Origin of the sequence: Pseudoalteromonas issachenkonii, from assembly GCF_002310795.1 — a bacterium.
GTDB lineage: Bacteria > Pseudomonadota > Gammaproteobacteria > Enterobacterales > Alteromonadaceae > Pseudoalteromonas > Pseudoalteromonas tetraodonis.
The window spans coordinates 3,272,215-3,296,865 of sequence record NZ_CP011030.1; the positions used below are offsets into that span (position 1 = coordinate 3,272,215).

Genomic DNA, 24,651 nt, shown 5'->3' on the forward strand with positions numbered 1-24,651 from the left:
CTTAAATGCTAAAAAAGCATGATGTCATTAAATAACACCACGCTTTTATAGTTTCAAAATAATGCGCTATTAGCTATCTGTTTCTGCTAATTCTGCTTGTATATACAAACGTATTTGCTGCTCAAGCACCGACAAAGGCACTGAACCATGGCGCAATATTTGATGATGAAACTCACGAATATCAAACTGCTGACCTAATGCTTGCTCGGCCTCTGCACGCAGACGTTTAATTGTTAACTCACCAATTTTGTATGACAACGCTTGTGCAGGCCATGAAATATAACGATCGGTTTCTGTTTTTACATTGTGCAATGAAAGCGCCGTATTATCGGCCATAAAATTCATTGCACGCTCACGACTCCAGCCGTACATGTGCATACCCGTATCAACCACTAAACGTGCAGCACGCCACATTTCGTAGGTTAAACGACCAAAGTTGCTGTACGGGTCTTGATAAAAACCCGCTTCAACGCCTAAGTACTCTGAATACAGTCCCCAGCCCTCACCAAACGCTGATAAATACGCATCACGGCGATAGCTAGGTAAACTTTCAAGTTCTGCATTGAGTGAAATTTGTAAATGATGACCCGGAACAGCTTCGTGCAAAGTTAACGCTTCTAAAGCATAAAGTGGTCGTTTATCTAAAGCGTACGTGTTCACCCAATAAAAGCCGGCTTGATCATCACGGCTCGAACCTGAATAGCGCCCAGTAGTGTACTTAGGTGCAATATTGGCAGGCACCGGCGCTACGCCATAGGGTTTGCGTGGTAAGGTATGAAATAATTTAGGTAACTGTGCATCCATTTTTTTGGCAATGTACGCGGCCTCTTTTAATAATTGTTCAGGCGTTGTGGCGTAAAACTGCGGATCTGTTCGTAAAAAGTGGATAAATTCTGCAAATGTGCCTTTAAAACCTACTTCTTTAATAACCGCTTCCATTTCACTACGAATGCGCGCAACCTCCGCTAAACCCAGCTCATGTATTTCTTTTGGGGTCATTTGTGTGGTGGTGTAATATTTAGCACGATTTGCATAAAAGGCCTCACCATTCGGTGTTGACGAAATACCAATATCACTACGTGCGCCTGGTAAGTATTCGTTATTAAAAAAAGTTAAGTAGTCTTTGTAGGCATTAATAACTTGGCTGCTAATAATTGCTTTAGCTTGTTGTTGTAACGCTGCAAATTCACTATCACTTAAACCCGCGGTATTGTTTAAAAATGGCTTATAAAATTCAGATTGTGTGACGTCATCAACAATGTAAGCAGTAATCGAGTCCTGATAACCAATTAACACCGCTTTGGGTTGAGTTAAACCAACCTCTAATCCTTTGCGCATCCAACCTATGTTTTGCTCAAAAAAGCGCGGCACTTGCTGTAATCGCTTTAAATAGTGTTGATAATCTTGTGCAGTTTTATAATCAGAGCTATTAACAATAAACGATAGGCTTGAATGAAAGCCATATTCTGACGTTAAAGGCATGTAGTGCGTATTAAATACATATTCATCAACACTATTTTGCACTTGAGCTCGAATAATACTGTAGTTAATTTGGTTTTCATCACTGAGCTTACTTATATCTATGGCATCTAAATCAGCCAATAACTGGGTGTTTTTTTGATATTGCTGCGCTAAAAATTCAGCTGACAAATTAGGTAATAAGTAGCCATCAACTCCTTCGGGGTTACTATACGGGCTAACATTTTGGCGATGCTGTACTATATTCTCAGCCGCTTGCGTAAATTGTTGATCCGCATTAATTGCGGTGAGCTGACACGCGCTTAGTGAGCACACTAAAGTGACACTTAATAAGGAAAGACGCATTTGTTTTGAAAGAGATAAATTCATAGTGAGTGATCTTAGTAATATTACAGATGTGATAAACCTATCGTAGCCTAGATAAATAGCAAATAGATATACGACCAACTGCGCAAAATATACGCCCGTGAGACATTGTATTAACTTAAGTTAATACAAAACTATAAATAACTTAGAGTAATTGCTCAGAAAAACAACGGTTACCTCATTAATAATACTATTTTAGCCAACTCCGACTCATTTTACTTTTAAATAACGGATATAATGATTATTGTATCGTTGCTTGGAAGCAAATTGCCTCATTGGACGAGTTTTATAAATCAGCATTTATGCGTATTTGGTTGGTAATTGCAAATGATGTTCCATGATTCCATGGCTTTAGCACAAGAAAAAATGACAAAAGTATGTATGTTTTTAGAGCATCATGTTTTGCCTCCTACCCCCTTAAATTTTCAAGTTGTGTATACATACATTAGTAAAGTCCATTTCGCGCTTAATAATGCCATTGATGATGCCATAGATGCCCATCAAAATATTGATGAGCTGTTTATTGAACAACTCTATTTTGAATATTTAAATCAAGGGCATAAAACCGAAGTAGCAATGATTGAAAACGTCAATGGCGTGATCAATTCACTATCGCAAAATGCTCAACAGACCGAAAAAAAGCTAAATGACTTTGCAGGTCATGTTAATGACTGTATGCACTCTCTAGATGAAAATAATATTGCCAACAGCCGTATTGCTTTAGAAAGGCTTAATGAACAAACTCAGCTTTTATTAACGCAACAAGCACAATTTAAACACCAACTAAGTCAGGCCAAAAAACTACACGAAGCAACTAAAAAACAACTTAATACTTTACGCAAACAACATGTGATTGACCCACAAACTGGCTTATATAAACGCCATTATTTAACCAAACAAACACAGTTATGGTTAAAACAAGACAAATCAATCTCAGCTATTGCAATTCAAATTGATAATTTAGAGCATTTTATTAATAATTTTGGCGATGCCATTGGCGAAGTGATTTTAAATAAAGTGGCTAAGCAAGTGCAAAAATATGTTTCGCAAAGTGGCTTAGCTGGGCGCTCTGCAAAAGATCAATTCATCGTTTTACTTGCTAACATAGAACCCGAAACCGCTAACCTTATTGCACAAAAAGTGATAAGCGGAGTTGAAAAGCTACGTTTTATTAGTTCAAAAAGCGATCTAAAACTACCCCCCATTTCTCTCTCACTAGGGATCACTGAGCAACAACAAGGCGACTTTAACCAGCTGGTTAAAAGTGCCTCAAACGCCGCTTTTAAGTCACGCTCTTCTCAATAACCCAGTACACTGTTCAAACAATAAAATTAACTGATAAATCATATTCAAATTGCACCCTTGGTGCACAATCAAGTACACTAGTCTTTATTACCACGATAGAGATTAATCATGAACGAGAACCCTGAAAAGACCACGCATTTTGGCTATAAAACTGTTGCCGAAACCGAAAAAGCTTCTATGGTTGCTGATGTATTTCATTCTGTTGCGACAAAGTACGATGTTATGAATGATCTCATGTCTTTTGGTATTCATCGTTTATGGAAACGTCAAACAATTGCCAGCTCAGGTATTCGTAAAGGTCATCATGTATTAGATTTAGCCGGTGGTACTGGCGATTTAACTGCAAAGTTTAGCCTGCTTGTTGGCGAAACCGGTCAGGTTGTTTTAGGTGATATAAACTCTTCAATGTTAAAAGTAGGCCGCGAAAAGCTGCATAACTTAGGCCTTGTAGGCAACATTGATTACGTACAAATGAATGCCGAAGCCTTGCCTTTCCCTGATAATAGCTTTGATTTAATTACGATTGCTTTTGGTTTACGTAATGTGACGGATCAAAATAAAGCGCTGCGCTCTATGTATCGTATTTTAAAACCAGGTGGTCGTTTACTCATTCTTGAGTTTTCAAAACCAGAGCAAGAATTGTTGAGCAAAGCGTATGATTTTTACTCTTTCAACATTTTACCTACTATGGGTAAGTTGGTTGCTAACGACAGTGAATCATACCAATATTTAGCTGAGTCAATTCGTATGCACCCAGATCAAGAAACGCTAAAAGCGATGATGGTCGAAGCAGGATTTGAACAAGCGACTTATCAAAACCTTACAGGCGGCATTGTTGCACTTCACCGTGGGTTTAAATACTAAGGTTAGTAATTTATGGCGCTTGAAGAAAACAATAAAGAACAATCGGCTGAAAGCAGTTTTTTTATGCTACCGAGCTTTGTGCTTTCGCTTATTGAACAAGTATTAAATCAAGCGCTTAAACTCGACCCGAGCTTAGTCGATAAGCTAAAAGCGGTAGAACATCAGCGTTTATTAGTTGAAGTTAGAGATTGGCAGCAAAAAATAGCCATTACTTATGCCAATCAGCAGCTACATCTTTACACTGCATTAGCACATGCTGACGCTGACTGTATGATCAGTGCCAATATAAACACCTTGTTAGCTCTTAAAAATCCAGCCATGCTTACCCAGCTTATACGTCAAGACAAACTTGATTTGCAAGGGGATTTAAACATAGCTCAAAATTATAGCTCCGCCTTTTCAAGTTTAGACATTGATTGGCCAGAGCAACTAGCAAAGTATGTTGGGGATGCACCTGCACAGCAACTTTATTTGCACTTTCAGTCGTTTAAGCAGCAAGGTAAAAAAGCAAAATCACAGCTCGATAGCACCTTGATTAGCCTGTTCCAAGATGAATTGGCAATTACAATTCACCCATTAGAGCTTGCGCAATTTAAACAACAAAATAGAGCACTAAAAAGCCAAGTTGCTGCCATTGAGCAACGCATTAACGCCCTAATTAAAGCACTTTAACGCGCTAAGGATTTTTTGTGTCAACTGCCCGATTGTATTACATAACTAAAACCCTGCTTAGCTACGGACTCGATGAGCTTATTCCAAAACACAAAGTACCTTGGTTTGCTAAACTTGCACGAGGAAGTTTGTTTTGGTTGCGCAACCAACACAAAAATAAACCCCCGGGCTTAAGACTTCGTTTAGCGCTGCAACAACTTGGCCCGGTATGGATAAAATTTGGCCAAATGCTCTCAACCCGTCGTGACTTGTTACCCCACGATATCGCGCTAGAGTTAGCCTTTTTACAAGATCAGGTAGAACCTTTTGAAGGTGAATTAGCGCAAAAGATCATCGAAAAAGCATTAGAAATAGATGATATTAGCCAGCTATTTAGCGAGTTTTCACAAACCCCCTTGGCATCGGCCTCAATTGCTCAAGTGCATACTGCCACCCTCGTTGACGCGCAGGGCGAATCGCAAGATGTTGTTATTAAAGTTATTCGCCCTAATATTGAGCAACAAATCAACGCCGACTTAGCCTTAATGGAAAAATTAGCTAAAGTTGTTGGTAAGTTAATTAATGAAGCGAAACGCTTACGCCCTGTAGAAGTGGTTAAAGAGTATAAAAAAACATTACTCGATGAACTCGACTTAATGCGTGAGGGTGCTAACGGCATTCAATTAAAACGTAATTTTGAAGGCTCAGAATCGCTATATATTCCAACAGTATACAGTGACTACAGCCGCAATAATGTGCTGGTTATGGAGCGAATTTACGGAATTCCGGTGTCAGATACTGAAGCACTGATGGCACAAAATACCAATATGAAATTACTAGCTGAGCGCGGAGTGGAAGTGTTTTTTACCCAAGTATTCCGCGATAGTTTTTTTCATGCAGATATGCACCCTGGCAATATTTTTGTGTCGCGCGAAAACCCGCACAATCCTAAATATATTGGCATAGATTGCGGCATTGTGGGAACACTTAACAAAGAAGATAAACGTTATTTAGCTGAAAACTTTATTGCCTTTTTTAATCGTGACTACCGCCAAGTAGCTCAGCTACATGTTGATTCAGGATGGGTGCCGCCCGATACCAGCATTGAAGAGTTTGAATTTGCCATTCGTACCGTTTGCGAGCCCATTTTTAATAAACCACTTGCTGAAATATCATTTGGCCATGTACTGGTTAATTTATTTAATACTGCACGTCGTTTTAATATGCAGGTTCAACCACAACTCGTATTATTACAAAAAACCTTGTTGTATGTTGAAGGCTTAGGTCGCCAGCTTTATCCACAACTAGATTTGTGGAAAACCGCAAAACCGTTTTTAGAAGACTGGGTAAAACAACAGGTTGGCCCGCTTTCTGTACTAAAGCAAATGTATGCAAACTTACCGTTTTGGGCAGAAAAAATGCCTGAGTTGCCTGATTTAATTTATCAAAATTTAAAACGAGCACCGCACGCACAACCTCCAACATCAACGGTTTCACATAAACCCTTGGTTTTAGGACTTTTTAGTAGTGCAGCGATGATTGTTTCAGCATTATTTTATTTACAACACAACTTAATGGCTGCTGGCGTTGTCTTAGGCTGTGCTGTAGTTGGCTTTATAGCGGCTTGGCGCCGCGCATAAACTAAGTGCTATTTACCGCTGTGGGCGTATAATCAGCATTTAATCTTAATATTAACGGCTTTAAAAGCAGGAGAAAACCATGGGGTTTGGTGGTATTAGTATTTGGCAGCTATTAATTGTACTTGCAATCATTGTACTTTTATTTGGTACCAAAAAGCTACGCGGTATCGGTGGTGATTTAGGCGGCGCAGTTAAAGGTTTTAAAAAAGCGATGTCGGATGAGCAAAGCGCTGAAAAACAAGCCAGCGAAAATAAAACAGAACACATTGAAAAATCAGCAGAATCAACACCTATCGATTCAAGTACAACTAGCAAAACTAAAGACAACGACAAGGTTTAACCAGCATGGGAATGTGGGAGCTTGTTGTTGTATTTATTGTCGGTTTGGTGGTGCTTGGTCCTGAGCGCTTACCTGTCGCTATTAGAACTGTGAGCCGTTGGGTTAAAACAGCAAAAGCAATGGCCAATTCCGTAAAAGCGGAGGTGAGCGAGGAGCTTCGTGTGCATGAACTACACGAAAATCTAAAAAAAGCAGAGCAACAAGGTCTTAAAGATTTAAGTCCTGACCTACAAAACTCTGTTTCTGAGCTACAACAAGCGGCGCAATCAGTCACCCATAGCTATAAAAAAAGTCAAACGCCAGCATCAAATAGCCAACAAACAGATGACTCAAAGTGAACATAGCACTCTCTTTTTTTCATGCACTTAATACACGGTATAAAACACAATGACTGAGGAAGTAAAATCAGGGTTTGTCGCTCATTTAATTGAATTACGTGACCGGCTAATTAAATCGTTATTAAGTATTTTAGTGATTTTTATTGGCTTAATTTACTTTGCAAACGATATTTATACCTTTGTAGCCGCTCCTTTAGTTGCTCATTTACCTAGTACAGCCACTATGATTGCAACGGATGTTACTGCACCGTTTTTTGCCCCTTTTAAGCTGACGTTGTTTGTTGCTTTATTTGCTGCCATTCCTTGGATTTTGCATCAAATTTGGGGGTTTATAGCCCCGGGTTTATATCAACATGAAAAGAAAATGCTGATGCCCATATTGGCTTCCAGTATTATCTTATTTTATAGTGGCATTGCTTTTTGTTACTTTGTGGTGCTACCTATAATTTTAGGGTTTTTCACCAGTGTAGGGCCGCAAATGATGACGCTTGCGCCCGATATAAGTAGTTATTTAGGCTTTGTGCTCAAGCTTTTTTTTGCTTTTGGGATCGCATTTGAAATCCCAGTTGCAATTATGTTGCTCTGCTGGAGCGGTGCAACAACCACACAAAGTCTAAAAGAAAAGCGCCCCTATATAGTGGTTGGCGTATTTGTAGTGGCAATGTTTTTAACGCCTCCTGATGTGCTTTCACAAACCCTATTGGCACTACCTATGCTGCTTTTATTTGAGCTTGGTTTAATTTTAGCTAAATTTTATACCGCAAAACCACAACAAGAATCTAAGGAATAATATGAACAAGTATTTACTTTCTTTACTCGCTTTAGTCAGCGTACCGGTTTTAGCCGCTACTCCTATTAATGAGCAAGCTTTGCAAGCCTGTAGTTTTATTGAAAACGACTTTAATCGTTTACTCTGCTACGACAACACCATTGCCGGAAAGTCATTAACACAACCAGCACAAAGCCAGCTAAGCAAATCGGCACAAACAAATGTAAAAGCTGAGGCTCCCGCTGCAACAGCGCCTGTGGCCACTAAAGTAAAAGAGTTTGGTTTAGAGCATAAAGAAATTGCGGAAAATGGTGAAGAGTCTATTACGTCAATGATTTCATCTGTTAAAAAAGCACCTTATGGTGAGCTAATCATTACCTTAGAAAATAACCAGCAATGGCGTCAAATTGGTTCAGATAGCTTAAGATTAGACGAAGGCGATACTGTTATTATTAGCCGTGGCGTATTCAACTCTTTTTTACTTAAAAAAGCAGATCAAAACCGTTCAATTCGTGTAAAACGTACTCAGTAATGCAATACACGTTAATTGATGCTGGCGTAAATTTAACTAATCATCAATTTGATGGTCAGCATCAAGAGGTGCTCGCCAGAGCAAAAGATGCGGGCGTAAACCAAATGCTGATTATTGGCTGTGATATCAGCTCCAGTGAAGAATCATTAGCACTTGCTGCGCACTATAATCAATATGCTACCGCTGGTATTCACCCTCATGACGCTAAAACAGCAACCCCTGAGCTTGAGCAACAACTTACTCAGCTCGCTCAAAATGAGCAGGTTATTGCCATAGGTGAATGCGGACTAGATTACAATCGCGACTTTTCCCCAAGAGATATACAACGTGCTGTTTTGCGTCGTCAGCTCGCATTAGCTGAAAAACTCAACTTGCCTGTTTATTTGCATGAACGTGATGCCAGTGAGGATATGCTCACTATTTTAAAAGAATTTACTGTTCGCGGTGTACTGCACTGCTTTACAGGTAATGCACAAGCACTCTCAGGTTACTTAAACTTAGGACTTTATATTGGTATTACCGGCTGGGTATGTGACGAAAGACGTGGCGAGGAGTTACAACAACTTATACCGAGTATTCCTATTGAACGTTTATTAATAGAAACCGATTCGCCTTTTTTAATTCCTCGTACAGTTAAACCAAAGCCAAAATCAAGACGAAACGAGCCAGCACTGCTGCATTATGTGTGTGACACGCTTGCTCAGCTTTATGGCATTCCGGCATCTGAAGTGGCAAAGCATACTCGTGAAAACTTTAATCGCTTATTTGGATTAGAGAAAAAATAATGCGCATCTTTAGCACCTTGCTGGCATTCATCATGGTGTTTTTTACATCCTGTTTCCCTGCAACTGCAATTGATATAAATAGTGAATTTAGCTCAAAAAAAATAGAGTCTATTCATTATTCATTTACCCCCAACTCATTAGAAGATGCGCAACAAAGCAACTTACAACAATGGCAGTCACTTAATAATAAACCGCTTAATTTAGGTCTTGAAACTCGCCCTGTGTGGATTAAATTTCAACTAAATAATTATCTTAATAAGCCAACAGAGCCAATTTTATCGTTAGATAACCCACTTCTAAACAATGTATACCTGTACCACTTTATGGGTGAGAAGCAACTAAAATCGGAACATCTTGGTGATGCTCTTCCTTTATCTAATAGAGCGATTAAAAGTGAGTCTTTGCTGGTTAAATTAACACTTCCCGCTAACAGCGAAACCACCGTTTATCTTAACGTTAATAATAATGCGGGAATCGGGCTTCGCGTCCCCCTCACCTTATGGCAACAAGATGCATTATTAGCCCATAAAAGTATGCTTAACTTGCACTATGGATTACTGATTGGATTTATTTTTTCTTTGGCTATCAGTAGCTTGGTTTTATTTGCTTTTTCACGTAAACATTATTTTGCCTATGCCGGTGTGATTACACTGATGCTTAGCCTATTTTTAGCATATTTAGGCGGATTTGGGTTTCGTTATGCCCCTCCAAGCATAGCAGCCTTACAGCAATTAATGCTGCCTATTTTGCTAATGCTGATCACGGTATTGTTTCTTCCTTTACAGCGTCATGTTTGCATACCCATTAAATCCAACTTAGTTAAAGGGCAAACAATAATTACCACCTTATATGCATTGGTTATTGTACTTATAGGGTTGCTGCCTACTCCAAGCGTGGCTTTGTTTGCTATTTTAAGCATTCCTGTCATTTTAAGTTATCATGTTGTCACAACATTATTTTATCTACGAAAAAACCCCACGAGCCCCAATAAATCTCTGTTAATGGCACTTGGGTTCTTTTTAATTGTAGTCATTCATTTTTCCGTTGCGTTAACAGGCCTGTATACAGTCACTAGATCCAGCTTAATACTCACCTTCGCAGCCTCATTAAGTTGCTCATTTTGTTTAAGCTACACCGTCATAAAATTATTTATATTACAACGCGATGAGCAAGTCACAACACAACAGGCATTGATTGCAAAAAGTGCAGCGCAAGACGCGTTGTTAAATGAACGAATTGAATTACAAGAGCGCACTCGTCATGAACTTGAAAACCAAGTTGATGAGCGCACCTTTGAGTTACAAGTCACACTTAGGGAACTTGAAGATAAAAACCGCGAGCTTGAACAACTCAATATGGAAGATGCTCTAACAGGGGTAAAAAACAGACGCTTTTTTGATAAAAAAATAATCATGGAAATTCGCCGTTCACGCCGTGAGCAAACACCCTTAAGTATCATTATGCTTGATATAGATAAGTTTAAAGCAATCAACGATACGTATGGCCACTTAACCGGCGATCAGGTAATTCGAGCAGTCTGTGATGTTATTAAACAACAATTAAAACGTCCTCTTGATGAAGTGGCGCGTTATGGTGGTGAAGAATTTGTCGTCCTGCTACCCAATACTAATAATCAAGGTGCGTTAGCTATTGCCGAGCAAATACGGTGCGCAATAGAAAAAAACACTGTCAGTGTTGCAGGTACTACGATTAAATACACCATTAGTGCCGGTGTTTATACTCATATTGCCGATGATGTTCATAACCCTGAAACATTTACTGAGCGTGCCGATAAGGCACTCTATCTAGCAAAACAACATGGCCGCAATCAAGTGGTTAATTTTCCAATCTCACAGTAGGAGCGTATAACTTATGGCCCAATCTGGACTAGACCTTTTCCCATATACTCGCATGCGTAGAATGCGCCGTAATGATTTCTCTCGTCGCCTTATGGCTGAAAATCAGCTGAGTGTTAATGATCTTATTTACCCTGTTTTTGTGCTTGAAGGTAAAAACCGTCGTGAAAGTATTGAATCGATGCCCGGCATTGAACGTTTATCAATTGATTTACTGCTAGAAGAAGCTAAAGAATTAGTTGATTTAGGCGTCCCTGCGCTTGCTATTTTCCCTGTTACCCCTGCAGATAAAAAGTCTCTACTCGCTGAAGAAGCGTATAACGATGATGGCTTAGCACAAAGAACTGTACGCGCATTAAAAGAAACCTTTCCAGAGCTTGGCGTAATCACCGATGTTGCACTTGACCCATTTACTGTGCATGGTCAAGACGGCATTATTGATGATGCAGGTTATGTGATTAATGACGTCACTACCGAAATTTTGGTGAAGCAGGCGCTATCACATGCACATGCAGGTGCTGATGTTGTTGCCCCATCAGACATGATGGATGGGCGTATTGGTGCAATTCGTGAAGCCCTTGAAGCCGATGGCTTTATTCACACTCGCATTATGGCCTATTCAGCAAAGTATGCATCAAGCTACTATGGCCCATTTAGAGATGCTGTCGGTTCAGCAGGAAACTTAAAAGGCGCTGATAAAAAAACTTACCAAATGGATCCTGCCAACTCTGATGAAGCTATTCGCGAAGTGGCTCTTGATTTGCAAGAAGGCGCCGATATGGTAATGGTTAAGCCAGGTATGCCTTATTTAGACATTGTACGCCGCGTTAAAGATGAATTTGGTGTACCAACATTTGCTTATCAGGTAAGTGGTGAGTACGCGATGCATAAAGCCGCTATTGATAACTGCTGGCTGAGTGAGGAAGCCACTATTATGGAGTCTCTATTAGCATTTAAACGTGCAGGTGCTGATGGCATTCTGACTTACTTTGCAAAGCAGGCAGCCCGCTATTTAAATAAGTAATAAAAGCATATTGATATAAAAGGGCTTTATTGCCCTTTTTTATGTTTAAGAACAACACATAGTTGGCATTTATGCAGCGTTACCCCCTATTTTTATAGATAGTAATCACACTACACAGGCTCTGCCTTACCTAAAACCAAACACACAACTGTACGTTCTACCTCAAAAAATAACAAAACTTAATATTGTTAACATTCTGTATTCTATTTGTAATCATTTTTCATTACACTAAGCGTCCCATTTGGGGAAACAAAAACACGGGAAAAAATAATAATGTTGAAAACAAAAATAACGCCATTGGCGCTTGTGTTAGCAAGCCTCAGTGCACCCGCTACCGCTAACCTCGTTATATCAGAATACGTAGAGGGCAGTAGCTATAATAAAGCAGTAGAACTATTTAATAATTCGACAACCCCACTGTCATTGGATGGCTACACCCTAAGTCTCTATTCAAATGGCAATACAGAGGCAAACAATACGCTCGATTTAACCGGTGAACTTGCTGCTAATAGCACTTATGTCATTGTTAATGGTAATGCTTCAGTTGAATTAAAAGAAAAAGCGGATCAACTCAGCGCCGTCACTAACTTTAATGGTGATGACGCACTGGTACTTACGCAAGGCTCAACCGTTATTGATAGCTTTGGTCAACGCGGCGTAGATCCAGGTTCATTTTGGTCTGAAGGTGGCGTACAAACACAAAATAAAACACTGCGCCGTAAAGAAACTCAATTAAACGGACGCACTGATGCCGATGGCGCTTTTAATCCAAGTGAGCTATGGCTGCAATTTGATCAAGATGATTTTAGTGATCTAGGTATCTTTGCAGGGAATTCTTCACCTAATCCAGATCCTGAGCCAGAACCTGAAGATCCTTTACTATGTGGCGCTGATAAAACATTAATTAGCAGTATTCAAGGTGAAGGCGCAAGCAGTCCACTGGTTAACACTGTGGTTGAATTTGAAGGCGTTGTGACAGCTGATTTCCAAGCAGATGATCAGCTCAAAGGCTTTTTTGTAAATTCACTTAATAGTGATGAAGATGCAAATCCCCTTACTTCTGAAGGTGTATTTGTTTACTTTACCAATACTGATGTTAATGTTGGCGACCATGTTCGCGTACAAGGTACTGTTGAAGAGTACTTTGATGCCACCCAAATTGGTAATGTTAGCCAAGTTGCTATTTGTGATACCGGCCTTTCAGCTTATCCGACTAAAATCACTTTACCCGTTATCGATCAAAGTGAGTTAGAAGCATTTGAAGGTATGTTGGTGACCCTAGAGCAGCCATTAGTTGTCACGAATAACTATGGTTTAGGTCGTTACGGTGAATTAGAGCTTGCCACCGAACGTTTATATCAAGGGACACAAGTTGCACTTCCTGGTGCGGCAGCAAATGCGGTTGAAGCGCAAAATCTAACTAAAAAAATACTCGTAGATGATGGCTCAACTCGTCAAAATCGCGACCCTATTGCTTACCCTGTACCTGGATTATCAGCAGAGAATACGCTGCGTACTGGCGATACAGTAAATACCGTTACTGGCGCCCTAGCGTACAGTTTTAGCACTTACCGTATTCACCCAACGGTCACACCTCAGTTTATAGCAACGAATCCGCGTACCGATGCACCAGAGTTAAACCCTGACGCTGATTTACGTGTTGCCAGCTTTAACGTACTTAACTACTTTAATGGCGACGGCCAAGGCGGCGGTTTCCCAACTAGCCGAGGCGCTGACTCAGAAGTAGAATTAATTCGTCAGCAGGCCAAACTAGTTAGTGCTATCAGTGCTATGCAAGCTGATGTGATTGGCTTAATGGAAATTGAAAATGACGGCTTTGGCGAATTTAGCGCAGTTGCAAGCTTAGTAAATGCACTTAATGATGCCGACAGTCAAAATCAATATGCATTTGTGGACTTTGGCGTTGATAAAATCGGCACCGACGCTATTACTACCGCGCTTATTTATCGTGCTGATAAAGTACAGCAAGTAGGAACAGCAGCGATTACAACTGACGCGCCTTTTGACTACAGCAATCGCGCACCTATTGCGCAAAGCTTTAAGTCTTTAGAGACAGAAGAAGTCTTTACTGTTGCCGTTGCTCACTTAAAATCTAAAGGTGGTTGTGGAAGTGCAACTGGTGGAAACGCTGATCAAAATGACGGCCAAGCATGTTGGAACGAAATTCGAACTGCTGGCGCCAATGCATTTGCTGATTGGTTAAATAGCAAACCAACAGGGGTTGATGATGAAGATATCATTCTTGTTGGTGACATGAACGCCTATGCAATGGAAGATCCTATCCGTGCATTTGCTGATAAAGGCCTTAAAAATGTGGTTGCTGAGCTAGATGGCAACACTTTAGGTTACTCTTATAGCTTTTCTGGCCGAGCGGGTAGTTTAGATCACGCCCTAGTCAGTCCAAGCTTATTAAATAAAGTAGTCAGTGCAACCGATTGGCACATTAATGCCGATGAGCCTATCTCGCTTGATTATAACGTTGAGTTTAAATCTGACGCACAACAATCAACTTTATATGCTCAAGGTCCTTACAGAGCGTCAGATCATGACCCTGTTATTGTCGATATTCGCTCGACCATTATCGCGCCACCTGAGCCAGAACCTGAAGTAATTATTGGCGAAATTAATAATATTGGCGGGTGGTTTTGGTGGAAAAGCTACAGCTTTGAAATCCCACAAGGTTATGACGAGCTAACGGTTAGCCTTGACGGTGGCTGGGGTGATGCAAACTTATTTGTACGTCATAAAAGAAACCCGACTCTTTTCAGAAAAGATTGCGCCTCAATAAGCTTCGGTAATAATGAAAGCTGTTCATTTACCAATCCTAAAGAAGGTAAGTGGCGAGTGCGTGTAAACGGCGCCATTCCTTTTGGTAATGTTAAATTAACGTACAAAGCAACAAAGTATGCTGATTAAGCTTAATTAGTCGGTTAACAATTAGGTATTGTGACCTAAAATATCTATATAGTTACTCAAAAGCCGCTTTCGCGGCTTTTTTATTTTTTATACAAATGTAATTCAGACAAGCTTCAGCAAACATTGCTTACTATCTATGCAAACCTTGATATGGCCTTTATCAAATTTCACACCTTTCATTTATTGTTTAATAAATACAAAGTGTGAAGCTGCGTTACTACACCTGCGCTAAAACGATAATTGCCCAGTCCTGCTAACCCATATAAAAACCATTGAGATAGACGTTACTCTCGCTGTAAATATATTTTTATAAAGGATTCAAAATGAAAGAACGCATTCACCTTATATCAACTTGTCAAAGGGCTTTTAAACCTTTGGTAGGGATGTTGATAGTTTTTTCACTGTGGGGAACGAACAACGTCATTGCAGCAACCTCATTAGAAGCGGCAATACCACAAGGCAGCTTATTTGATGTGATAAGTGCGCGTGCTAAAAAGCTTGCTGAGCAAGATTACATTGCACCTAAAAACATACAAATAGAAGCGCTTAATAGTATTGATTATCAAGACTACCGCTCAATCCGCTTCAAACACGATCAATCGGTATGGAAAGATGAAGGGCTTTATGAGCTGCAACTATTTCACCCAGGTTTTTTATATAAAACCCCAGTCAAAATCAATATCGTTGATCAAGATGCCAAGCTTAGCCGTCTCCCATTTAGCACAGACTTTTATCAATATGATGGAACAGCAGCACACCTAAAAGATGAAATAGCGAAAAGTGTTGAAGGTACACAGTTAGGGCATGCTGGTTTTAGATTGCACTACCCACTAAATAACGATGACTATAAAGATGAAATTATGGTGTTTCAGGGCGCTTCTTATTTTCGCCTAGTTGGACCTAATCAAGTTTATGGCTTATCAGCACGCGGATTGGCAATTGATACCGCACAAACATCTGGTGAAGAGTTTCCTTCATTCAAAGAGTTTTGGTTAGTAAAACCAACACCAGAGCAAACTAATATTACTATTTTTGCTTTACTCGATAGCCCATCGGTAGCGGGAGCCTACAAGTTTGAAATAGACCCAAACACACAGACACGAGTTAACGTCGACATGCAAATTTTTGCGCGTAAAGATGTTAAAAAGCTAGGTATAGCGCCATTAACGAGCATGTTTTATCACGGTGAAAATAGCACTAAGTTTTTTGATGATTACCGCCCTGAAGTACATGATTCAGATGGTTTGCTCACGCAGTCACAAGAGAGTAATTGGGTATGGCGTCCGCTTAATAATCCATCCCAACTCAGTGTAACCTCTTTTTCATATGAGAATCCAAAAGGCTTTGGCCTTGTGCAGCGTGACCGTGACTTTAATAACTACTTTGATATAGAAGCGCATTACCATGACCGCCCTAGCCTTTGGATAGAACCACAAGGTGAATGGGGTAATGGCCGTGTTGAGCTAGTAGAAATTCCAACAGATACTGAAACAAACGATAATATTGTAAGTTATTGGGTTCCTGAAAAGCCGTTCAAAGCAGGAGAAGCATTAAAGTTTAGCTATAAGATGACGACGTTTAACGATTATCTAAGCCAAAATAATTTGGCCAATGTAGCTAGAACGCGTATTGGTAGTGCCGCATTACCTGGTGAAGATAATCCACCGCCGAAAAGCCATCGTCAATTTACTGTTGACTTTACCGGCCCTGATATCAATCAGTTATCAGCAAAATTAGCACTTAGCGCAGATCTTCAGCTGACTACCGGTGAAGCCCGCGATATTACAGTGCAAAAATTACCAAAATCATTAGGTTGGCGTGTTGCTTTTAAAGTCGCTCCCCAAGGTAGTGATCCTGTAGATATGCGTTTATCGCTAAAGCTACGTAATAAAGAAGTGAGCGAGGTATGGAGCTATGTTTGGTATCCAAATGACATCAAGTAAACAAAGCACAGGCACGCCGATGCCTTTTAAAACACTTCGTGTGTGGTTATTTGCTATTGCTGCTATTGGTCTTTCAGGCTATGGCATTTCAATTATGTTTGAAATTTTAAACTCAAATGGCATGACCTTGCTTGAGTATGCACTTCTTGCTTTATTTTCTATTACTTTTGCGTGGATAGTCACCGCATTTTGTAGTGGTTGTATTGGTTTTATACTGCAGCTATTTCGGATAGATCCACTCACACTTAAAAAAATAAAGCCGGTCTCTATTAACAGTGAAGCACTATCACAGCAAAAAACAGCTGTGGTTATGCCTATATATAACGAAGATACGCACAGAGTGATTGCAGGCTTTGAAGTCAGCTTACAATCATTAAAAGCAACTGGGCAATTAAAACACTTTGATTTTTATTTACTAAGCGATACACAAGATACAGCTATTGCTAGTAATGAATTAAGTGCATGGCATGCGTTATGTGAGCGCTTAGGTGATACTGCAAAGCAGGTATTTTATCGTCGCCGTGAAGATAACAAACATCGTAAAGTAGGTAACTTAACCGACTTTTGTGAGCGCTGGGGTAGCCAATACGAGCATATGATTGTATTGGATGCCGATAGTGTAATGACGGGTCAATGTATGCTAGAGCTCACTACCAGTATGCTAAATAATCCACAAGCGGGATTGATTCAGACTATCCCTATTCCTGTGCGCCAAGATACCTTTTTTGGACGCTTTTTACAGTTCGCTTCAATTCTTTATAGTCCAATGTTAGCTACCGGCTCTGCTTTTTGGCAGACCGACAAAGCCAATTACTGGGGCCATAATGCCATTATTCGCGTCAAAGCATTTATTGATTGCTGTGGCTTGCCAACACTAAAAGGTAAAGCGCCTTTTGGTGGTGAAATTTTAAGTCATGATTTTGTGGAAGCCTCTTTATTACATAGCGCGAATTGGGACGTATTATTACTTGCCGATATTGAAGGCAGTTACGAGGAAGTTCCGAGCAACATATTAGATTATGCTGTACGCGACAGACGCTGGGTTCAAGGTAATATTCAACACCTTGGCTTATTATCATCAGCAAAATTAAAGCTAATGAGTAAGCTGCATTTTTTACTGGGTGCAACCGCGTATATATCATCACTCATTTGGTTATCTATGCTGGCGTTAAGTACCATAGATGCGGTAACACGCGCTTTAAATAGTGATGTCTATTTTAATCGCGCCTATCAACTATTTCCAACTTGGCAAATAGCCAAAACAGAACTCATTGACTCATTACTTTACCTAACTATCATTATTTTATTATTGCCTAAACTCATGGGCGTGATTGTTACCTTAGTACACCGTAAGCAGCGCTTTGGTGGTGCATTAAAACTTACTTTAGGGTCTATAATTGAAACCGTGTTTGCCATTATTGTGGCACCATTAATGATGGTTTTTCATGCATATTTTGTAGTCTGTGTATTTTTAGGTAAAAAAGTAAAATGGGACGCTCAACCGCGTGAAGGCAGAATGGTGCCATGGAAAGAAGCGTTTAGTTATACATTGCTTTCTTCGCTGATTGCCATTGTATGGGGTAGCGTTGCTTATTACTTTACGCCAGTCTTTTTTTGGTGGTTATCTCCTATTTTATTAGGACTCATACTCGCTGCACCTATTGTGCGCTATTCAAGTAGTATCAAGCTAGGCGTTAAGCTCAGACAATGGGGGATTTTTCTCTGCCCGAGTGAAGTCGATAATGATGCAACATTAGCGGCACTTAAAGTACACCTCAAAGAGATAACCGTTCCACCTGCAGGGCGTTATTCAACAGCAATACCGCTGTTACCACAAGAACATAAAGTAACCATGCCTATTCAGAGCTTTAGTAGTGAATCACATCGTAAGAAGTTTAAAGCACTCATTACAAAAACAGCTAATAAGCTAAATTAATACCAATTCGCTTAATTAAGTCAGCTATTTTGAAGATTGGTATAGTCATAATAAATAAAAAAGGAGCAACTAACTGTTGCTCCTTTTTTATGACCGCACGTTTTAATTTTCGAGCTTAATAACCTTCAGACAATAAAAAACCCGCAACAAGTGCGGGTTTTTTTAAAGAGTTAAAGTGCTAATTACTTAGCTGCTTTTTTCTCTTTTTCTGCAGCGATTACTGTGTCAGCTACGTTTTGTGGACATGGTGCGTAGTGTGAGAACTCCATAGAGAACTGACCACGACCTGATGTCATTGTACGTAGTGAACCGATGTAACCGAACATTTCTGATAACGGTACGTCTGCTTTAATGCGAACGCCAGTTAAACCAGCTTCTTGGTCGCTTAACATACCACGACGACGGTTAAGGTCACCGATTACGTCACCTACGTGATCTTCTGGCGTGAACACGTCAACTTTCATGATTGGCTCAAGAAGTTGTGCACCCGCTTTAGGGATAGACTGACGGAAAGCGCCTTTAGCAGCGATTTCGAATGCGATTGCTGATGAATCCACGGCGTGGAAGCCACCGTCGAAAAGTTCAACTTCAACGTCAAGTACTGGGAAGCCAGCTAGAACACCTTCGTTCATCATTGACTTAAAGCCTTTCTCAACTGCAGGCCAGAATTCTTTAGGTACGTTACCACCAACAACTGAAGATGTGAACGTGAAACCAGAACCCACTTCGCCAGGCTTGATACGGTAATCGATTTTACCGAATTGACCAGAACCACCAGATTGTTTCTTATGCGTGTAGCTATCTTCGATTTCACGAGTGATAGTTTCACGGTAAGCAACCTGTGGTTGACCAACGATAAGGTCTACACCGTAAGTACGCTTAAGGATATCTACTTTGATATCTAAGTGAAGCTCACCCATACCTTTAAGGATAGTTTCACCTGAATCTTCATCAGTTTCAACTTGGAAAGATGGATCTTCTGCAACCATTTTACCGATAGCAACACCCATTTTCTCATTACCGCCTTTATCTTTAGGCTGTACAGCAATCGAGATTACTGGAGTTGGGAATACCATTGGCTCAAGTGTTACTGGGTGCTTAGGATCACAAAGAGTGTGACCAGTTTGCACGTTCTTCATACCAACGATAGCGATGATATCGCCCGCTTGCGCTGAAGTAAGCTCTTTACGCTCATCTGCTTGCATCTCAACCATACGGCCAACACGCTCAGTTTTACCAGTAAATGCATTAAGGATAGTGTCACCCTTGTTAAGCTTACCAGAGTAAATACGTACGAATGTTAATGCACCGAAACGGTCATCCATGATCTTAAATGCTAACGCTTTGAAAGGTTCGTCAGCAGATACGATTGCATGCTCGCCGTTTTCGTTACCTTCTTCATCCATAAGAGGTTGAGGATCAACTTCTGTAGGAGCAGGTAGGTAATCTACTACTGCGTCAAGTACAAGTTGCATACCTTTGTTTTTGAACGCAGAACCACAGAATGTAGGGAAGAACGCAAGGTCACGAGTACCCTTACGGATACAACGCTTGATGTCTTCGATTGAAGGGGTTTCACCTTCCATGTACGCTTCCATTAGGTCATCGTCTTGCTCTACAGCAGTTTCGATAAGCATTTCATGGTATTCATCAGTTTTCTCTACCATGTCTGCAGGAACGTCTTCAATAGTGTAGTTTTCTGGAAGACCTGTCTCATCCCAGATGTATGCTTTTTTGTTTAAAACATCAACAACACCTATGAATTCGTCTTCAATACCGATTGGTAAAGTCATGATAAGTGGAGTAGCACCAAGTACTTTTTGTACTTGCGCTGTTACACGGTAAAAATCAGCACCCATACGGTCTAATTTGTTTACGAAGATGATACGTGCAACACCTGACTCATTCGCGTAGCGCCAGTTAGTTTCTGATTGTGGCTCAACACCACCAGAACCACAGAATACACCCACACCGCCATCTAATACTTTAAGTGAACGGTAAACTTCAACGGTGAAGTCAACGTGTCCAGGAGTATCGATAACGTTAAAACGGTGATCTTTCCAGAAACAGCTTACTGCCGCAGACTGGATAGTAATACCGCGCTCAGCTTCTTGCTCCATGAAATCGGTAGTCGATTCACCATCATGTGTCTCACCGCTTTTGTGGATAGTACCTGTAAGCTTTAGGATACGCTCAGTAGTTGTGGTTTTACCCGCATCAACGTGCGCGAAAATACCAATGTTTCTGTACTTCGATAAATCTGCCATTAATTTTACTCTTAATAAAGTCGATAAATTATTCGGCGGGAGTATAGCATTACTTAAAGCGAACATCACCATAGAAGTCGCTTAAAATGCAATCAATTTATAAAAAACTTGCTTTAAAGATATTTTGAGGTATGAGATGGGCTTAAAAGAGGCATATTATAAACTGTATTTTAACGACTTAAGTCTTTATCAGCGTCATTGTTGAACATCAAAAGCGCAACTGAGTAATGGCATGAAGCAAATACAATTATTTTGCCCCATGCAAATCGTTAGTAAAATCACTCAAAACTCATAGTTTTGACTTTGTCGCTAATAACTAAATTACCCGCAGTTTTGGCTTTGATTTCATCAATAGTCACACCGGGTGCACATTCTAATAAATGAAAAGCGCCATCTTTTATTTCTAGTAGAGCCAAATCAGTAATTACTTTATTGATACAACCAACACCGGTTAACGGTAGGTTGCATTTATCCAGTAGCTTTGATTCACCGTGTTTATTAGCATGGGTCATAGTGCAAATAATGTTTTTTGCCCCAGCCACTAAATCCATCGCCCCGCCCATACCTTTGACCAATTTATTAGGGATCATCCAACTGGCAATGTTGCCGTTTTGGTCCACTTCAAACGCACCCAGCACGGTTAAATCAACATGCCCACCGCGGATCATGGCAAAGCTTTCAGCAGAATTAAAAATAGCGGCACCCGTAGCTGCGGTTACTGTTTCTTTTCCTGCGTTGATCATATCGGCATCTACATTTTCAGCGCTAGGATAGGGCCCCATGCCCAGTAACCCATTTTCTGATTGCAGCATTACCTCAATGCCCTTAGGCACATAATTGGCCACCAATGTAGGTATTCCTATTCCTAAATTAACGTAGTAGCCATCTTGTAATTCCATTGCCACGCGTTTTGCTATTTGCTCTCGTGTTAATGCCATTATGTGCTCCTTAGGACTTTGCCGCTCGAGTGGTGGTTTTTTCAATACGCTTTTCAAACTCACCTTTAATAACGCGATCGATATAAATACCTGGTGTATGAATTTGGCTTGGCTCAAGCTCTCCGGGCTCGACAATTTCTTCAACCTCTAACACGGTAATTTTACCAGCGGTGGCTGCCATAGGATTAAAGTTCATCGCTGTATGACGATAAATACAGTTACCATAGCGATCTGCCTTCCATGCTTTAACAATGGCAAAGTCACCGATTATACTGGGCTCTAATAAATATTCGCGCCCCTTGATTGAACGGGTTTCTTTACCTTCAGCCACAGGCGTACCGACACCCGTTGCGGTATAAAACGCTGGAATTCCGGCGCCGCCTGCGCGCATTTTTTCGGCTAGCGTCCCTTGTGGCGTTAGTTCAACATCTAACTCGCCACTAAGTAATTGTTGCTCGAAAAGTGCGTTTTCACCGACGTAAGAAGCGACCATTTTACTAATTTGTTTATCTTCAAGTAGTAATCCAAGCCCAAAACCATCAACACCACAATTATTAGATACTACGGTTAAATTACGTGTCCCTTGGCGTTTAATTTGTGCAATCAAGCCTTCAGGAATACCACACAAACCAAAACCACCAGCAATCACGGTCATGCCATCTTCAAGCCCAGTCATAGCGTCACTGTAGCTTGTTACTACTTTATCAAAACCTGCCATTGGCTCCTCCTATTGTGCAGTCCAACCGCCATCAATAGCGATTGCTTGAGCGGTTATGTTGCGTGCAGCATCTGCCATTAAAAAACTCACGGTATGCAAGATTTCGTCTAAGCCGATAAATGCCTTTTTCGGCATGGGTGCCAGCATAATGGTGTCAATTACTTGTTGCTCAGAAATACCATGCTCTTTGGCTTGTGCGGCAATTTGCTGCTCCACTAATGGCGTTTTTACATACGCTGGGCACACTGTATTAATAGTAATATTGGCATCACCTGTTTCTAATGCCATGGTTTTAGCAAAGCCAATTAAGCCATGCTTCGCGGCGATATAAGCAGATTTATACTTAGAGGCCACCATGGCGTGAATAGAACCTATATTAATGATGCGGCCAAAATCTTGCTCACGCATGCGTGGCAGTACCGCTTTAGTCATCATTGCGGGACCGACCAACATCACTTGCTGTAAAAGCAGCCACTTATCTGCAGGAAAGTCTTCTAATTTAGCTACATGCTGTATTCCTGCATTATTAATTAATACATCCACAGGTAGCGTAAAGGTGCTAAAAAAATCTTCAATCGTTTGGCTATCTGCCACATTCAATGCATAGCCCCGAGCAGTACCGCCCTGATTAACTATTTTTTGTGCTGCCTGTTGAGCTACCTGTTCATTAAGGTCGGTCACAATAATGCTATGCCCAGCTCGGGCTAGCTGCTCAGCAATGTGTAGCCCTATACCACTAGCCGCGCCGGTGATTAATACGTTTTTACTCATACTGCTACTCCTCTAAAAATTCACTGATCAGCTGCGCTTTAGGCGAGATTGAAAAAATTCCATCGAGATGCCCCCAGCCGCCTTCAATTTCAGAAAGCTGAACCTCTTTCCCAAGCGACTTCATTGACTCATATACAGTGCGCATATTTTCAGGGCGTAGCAGTAAATCATTGGTTGCAGGCAATAATAGTGTTTTAGCGCTAATTTTTTTAAGTGCTGCGCTTAAGTTGCCTTCCATACCGGCAGTAAATAGTTGCGATGCCCGTACCAAATACAGCACATGATTTGCATCTTGGGTTTTTGCACGCGCCATTGCACGCTGTGCTAGTACTTGGTTTAACTTAGGCAAGGTACGAATGTCTTTTAACGCGCCTTCATCAAGTACGTTAAAGTCAGGGAAGCTAGCGTTATAAATAATTGGATGCATCGCATCTTGGGTAATATTTAGCATGGTTGCGGCAAGTCCATCTAATGGGCGCTCCTTGTCGTAGTAATTACCTTGCTGCCAGTTTTTATCTAAACGAATGGGGAGTGCCCATTTTTCAAGCGCAGCGACAGTCCATGCATCCATGGTTGCTGCACCAATAACATGGATTAGGCGTTCAACCTGATCTGGATAACGCGTTGCCCACTCTAGCGCCTGAAAAGAGCCCATAGATGCGCCCATCACGGCATGTAATTTAGTAATACCTAAGCTCTCTAATAAGCGTTTTTGTACGTTAACAAAATCAGTAATAGTAACCACTGGAAAATCCAAGCCATAAGGTTTACCTGTCGCAGGGTTAATTGATGCAGGCCCCGTAGTGATTACGTGTGGGTCATGCCAATTAGCATTGACTAAGGTGTCAGAGCTGATCACAAAATACTTGTTAGTATCTATGGCTTTTCCTGGGCCAATTAACGCATCCCAGTATCCTGCTACGGCGTCGTCGGCTGAATATTTACCTGCTGCATGAGAGGTTCCTGAAAAATAATGAGTGATCAAGATTACATTATCTTTGGCTTTGTTAAGCTCACCATAACTTTCCCAACCAATATCAACCTGTGGCAACGTTGTGCCAGAAACCGTTGTGAAGTTTTCTGTGCTGAAATGTTGCTTTTCTACTAGTAACGGCTCTGCTTTATCAGCGCCAGACACCGTACTACTAAATAAAAACAGCAACCCTATTATTAATATTGTTTTCATTGCAAC

At 40.7% G+C, this 24,651-nt stretch carries 20 protein-coding genes; 14 read left to right on the forward strand and 6 right to left on the reverse strand.

Features of this window, described 5'->3' with window-relative positions; all coding sequences use genetic code 11:
- Positions 1-69: 69 nt before the first annotated feature.
- Complete coding sequence (locus PISS_RS15245) at positions 70-1,848, reverse strand: DUF885 domain-containing protein (protein WP_058155364.1); 1,779 nt, start codon at positions 1,846-1,848, stop codon at positions 70-72.
- Between the two features lie 342 nt (positions 1,849-2,190).
- On the opposite strand from PISS_RS15245, the gene PISS_RS15250 reads away from it, so the two are divergent.
- The 14 genes from PISS_RS15250 (at position 2,191) to mdoH (ending at position 18,765) form a co-directional block, all read left to right on the forward strand.
- Positions 2,191-3,150, forward strand: coding sequence for a GGDEF domain-containing protein (locus tag PISS_RS15250; protein ID WP_058155365.1), 960 nt, complete (start codon positions 2,191-2,193; stop codon positions 3,148-3,150).
- A 108-nt stretch (positions 3,151-3,258) separates the two neighbouring features.
- A complete protein-coding gene (ubiE, locus tag PISS_RS15255; RefSeq protein WP_058155366.1) occupies positions 3,259-4,014 on the forward strand; it encodes a bifunctional demethylmenaquinone methyltransferase/2-methoxy-6-polyprenyl-1,4-benzoquinol methylase UbiE in 756 nt (251 codons plus the stop codon).
- A gap of 12 nt (positions 4,015-4,026) precedes the next feature.
- Positions 4,027-4,686: a ubiquinone biosynthesis accessory factor UbiJ gene (locus tag PISS_RS15260; RefSeq protein WP_013466198.1), complete on the forward strand. Its 660-nt coding sequence runs from the start codon at positions 4,027-4,029 to the stop codon at positions 4,684-4,686.
- 17 nt (positions 4,687-4,703) lie between these two features.
- Complete coding sequence (gene ubiB, locus PISS_RS15265; protein ID WP_028834688.1) at positions 4,704-6,305, forward strand: ubiquinone biosynthesis regulatory protein kinase UbiB; 1,602 nt, start codon at positions 4,704-4,706, stop codon at positions 6,303-6,305.
- A 79-nt stretch (positions 6,306-6,384) separates the two neighbouring features.
- Positions 6,385-6,645 (forward strand): Sec-independent protein translocase subunit TatA, encoded by a 261-nt coding sequence (tatA, locus tag PISS_RS15270; RefSeq protein WP_013466200.1) that lies wholly within the window; start codon positions 6,385-6,387, stop codon positions 6,643-6,645.
- 5 nt (positions 6,646-6,650) lie between these two features.
- Positions 6,651-6,983 carry a Sec-independent protein translocase protein TatB gene (gene tatB / locus PISS_RS15275; RefSeq protein WP_013466201.1) on the forward strand — a complete coding sequence of 111 codons (333 nt, stop codon included), beginning with the start codon at positions 6,651-6,653 and terminating at the stop codon, positions 6,981-6,983.
- Positions 6,984-7,032: 49 nt separating this feature from the next.
- Positions 7,033-7,773, forward strand: coding sequence for a twin-arginine translocase subunit TatC (gene tatC / locus PISS_RS15280; RefSeq protein ID WP_013466202.1), 741 nt, complete (start codon positions 7,033-7,035; stop codon positions 7,771-7,773).
- 1 nt (position 7,774) lies between these two features.
- Positions 7,775-8,284, forward strand: coding sequence for a hypothetical protein (locus PISS_RS15285; protein ID WP_058155367.1), 510 nt, complete (start codon positions 7,775-7,777; stop codon positions 8,282-8,284).
- Entirely contained in the window at positions 8,284-9,069 is a 786-nt protein-coding gene (locus PISS_RS15290; RefSeq protein ID WP_013466204.1) for a TatD family hydrolase, read from the forward strand. Before PISS_RS15285 ends, PISS_RS15290 begins: the two co-directional genes overlap by 1 nt.
- Complete coding sequence (locus PISS_RS15295) at positions 9,069-10,928, forward strand: sensor domain-containing diguanylate cyclase (protein ID WP_058155368.1); 1,860 nt, start codon at positions 9,069-9,071, stop codon at positions 10,926-10,928. The genes PISS_RS15290 and PISS_RS15295 overlap by 1 nt, the downstream gene beginning before the upstream one ends.
- A 13-nt stretch (positions 10,929-10,941) precedes the next feature.
- On the forward strand, positions 10,942-11,949 hold the full coding sequence (gene hemB / locus PISS_RS15300) for a porphobilinogen synthase (RefSeq protein WP_058155369.1): 1,008 nt from the start codon (positions 10,942-10,944) through the stop codon (positions 11,947-11,949).
- A 273-nt stretch (positions 11,950-12,222) separates the two neighbouring features.
- Positions 12,223-14,886, forward strand: a complete 2,664-nt coding sequence (locus PISS_RS15305; protein WP_058155370.1) for an ExeM/NucH family extracellular endonuclease — start codon at positions 12,223-12,225, stop codon at positions 14,884-14,886.
- Positions 14,887-15,209: 323 nt separating this feature from the next.
- On the forward strand, positions 15,210-16,829 hold the full coding sequence (locus PISS_RS15310; protein ID WP_058155371.1) for a glucan biosynthesis protein G: 1,620 nt from the start codon (positions 15,210-15,212) through the stop codon (positions 16,827-16,829).
- Complete coding sequence (mdoH, locus tag PISS_RS15315) at positions 16,801-18,765, forward strand: glucans biosynthesis glucosyltransferase MdoH (protein WP_033103539.1); 1,965 nt, start codon at positions 16,801-16,803, stop codon at positions 18,763-18,765. Before PISS_RS15310 ends, mdoH begins: the two co-directional genes overlap by 29 nt.
- A 182-nt stretch (positions 18,766-18,947) precedes the next feature.
- Here the strand turns inward: mdoH and fusA are convergent, their stop codons facing one another.
- The 5 genes from fusA to PISS_RS15340 all read right to left on the reverse strand — a co-directional run bounded on the left by fusA (position 18,948) and on the right by PISS_RS15340 (position 24,645).
- Positions 18,948-21,032, reverse strand: coding sequence for an elongation factor G (gene fusA / locus PISS_RS15320; RefSeq protein ID WP_058155543.1), 2,085 nt, complete (start codon positions 21,030-21,032; stop codon positions 18,948-18,950).
- Between the two features lie 278 nt (positions 21,033-21,310).
- Positions 21,311-21,970 (reverse strand): CoA transferase subunit B, encoded by a 660-nt coding sequence (locus PISS_RS15325; protein WP_058155372.1) that lies wholly within the window; start codon positions 21,968-21,970, stop codon positions 21,311-21,313.
- A gap of 10 nt (positions 21,971-21,980) precedes the next feature.
- A complete protein-coding gene (locus PISS_RS15330) occupies positions 21,981-22,688 on the reverse strand; it encodes a CoA transferase subunit A (RefSeq protein ID WP_024602247.1) in 708 nt (235 codons plus the stop codon).
- Positions 22,689-22,697: 9 nt separating this feature from the next.
- Positions 22,698-23,459 (reverse strand): 3-hydroxybutyrate dehydrogenase, encoded by a 762-nt coding sequence (locus PISS_RS15335; RefSeq protein WP_058155374.1) that lies wholly within the window; start codon positions 23,457-23,459, stop codon positions 22,698-22,700.
- A 4-nt stretch (positions 23,460-23,463) separates the two neighbouring features.
- Positions 23,464-24,645, reverse strand: coding sequence for an E22 family MetX-like putative esterase (locus PISS_RS15340; RefSeq protein WP_058155376.1), 1,182 nt, complete (start codon positions 24,643-24,645; stop codon positions 23,464-23,466).
- Positions 24,646-24,651 lie beyond the last annotated feature (6 nt).

Bases quoted from the DNA above. Each gene is read 5' to 3' on its own strand.
- PISS_RS15245 (WP_058155364.1), bottom strand. From the start codon at position 1,848: ATGAATTTATCTCTTTCAAAACAAATGCGTCTTTCCTTATTAAGTGTC.
- PISS_RS15250 (WP_058155365.1), top strand. From the start codon at position 2,191: ATGGCTTTAGCACAAGAAAAAATGACAAAAGTATGTATGTTTTTAGAG.
- ubiE (WP_058155366.1), top strand. From the start codon at position 3,259: ATGAACGAGAACCCTGAAAAGACCACGCATTTTGGCTATAAAACTGTT.
- PISS_RS15260 (WP_013466198.1), top strand. From the start codon at position 4,027: ATGGCGCTTGAAGAAAACAATAAAGAACAATCGGCTGAAAGCAGTTTT.
- tatA (WP_013466200.1), top strand. From the start codon at position 6,385: ATGGGGTTTGGTGGTATTAGTATTTGGCAGCTATTAATTGTACTTGCA.
- tatB (WP_013466201.1), top strand. From the start codon at position 6,651: ATGGGAATGTGGGAGCTTGTTGTTGTATTTATTGTCGGTTTGGTGGTG.
- tatC (WP_013466202.1), top strand. From the start codon at position 7,033: ATGACTGAGGAAGTAAAATCAGGGTTTGTCGCTCATTTAATTGAATTA.
- PISS_RS15285 (WP_058155367.1), top strand. From the start codon at position 7,775: ATGAACAAGTATTTACTTTCTTTACTCGCTTTAGTCAGCGTACCGGTT.
- PISS_RS15290 (WP_013466204.1), top strand. From the start codon at position 8,284: ATGCAATACACGTTAATTGATGCTGGCGTAAATTTAACTAATCATCAA.
- PISS_RS15295 (WP_058155368.1), top strand. From the start codon at position 9,069: ATGCGCATCTTTAGCACCTTGCTGGCATTCATCATGGTGTTTTTTACA.
- hemB (WP_058155369.1), top strand. From the start codon at position 10,942: ATGGCCCAATCTGGACTAGACCTTTTCCCATATACTCGCATGCGTAGA.
- PISS_RS15305 (WP_058155370.1), top strand. From the start codon at position 12,223: ATGTTGAAAACAAAAATAACGCCATTGGCGCTTGTGTTAGCAAGCCTC.
- PISS_RS15310 (WP_058155371.1), top strand. From the start codon at position 15,210: ATGAAAGAACGCATTCACCTTATATCAACTTGTCAAAGGGCTTTTAAA.
- mdoH (WP_033103539.1), top strand. From the start codon at position 16,801: ATGTTTGGTATCCAAATGACATCAAGTAAACAAAGCACAGGCACGCCG.
- fusA (WP_058155543.1), bottom strand. From the start codon at position 21,032: ATGGCAGATTTATCGAAGTACAGAAACATTGGTATTTTCGCGCACGTT.
- PISS_RS15325 (WP_058155372.1), bottom strand. From the start codon at position 21,970: ATGGCATTAACACGAGAGCAAATAGCAAAACGCGTGGCAATGGAATTA.
- PISS_RS15330 (WP_024602247.1), bottom strand. From the start codon at position 22,688: ATGGCAGGTTTTGATAAAGTAGTAACAAGCTACAGTGACGCTATGACT.
- PISS_RS15335 (WP_058155374.1), bottom strand. From the start codon at position 23,459: ATGAGTAAAAACGTATTAATCACCGGCGCGGCTAGTGGTATAGGGCTA.
- PISS_RS15340 (WP_058155376.1), bottom strand. From the start codon at position 24,645: ATGAAAACAATATTAATAATAGGGTTGCTGTTTTTATTTAGTAGTACG.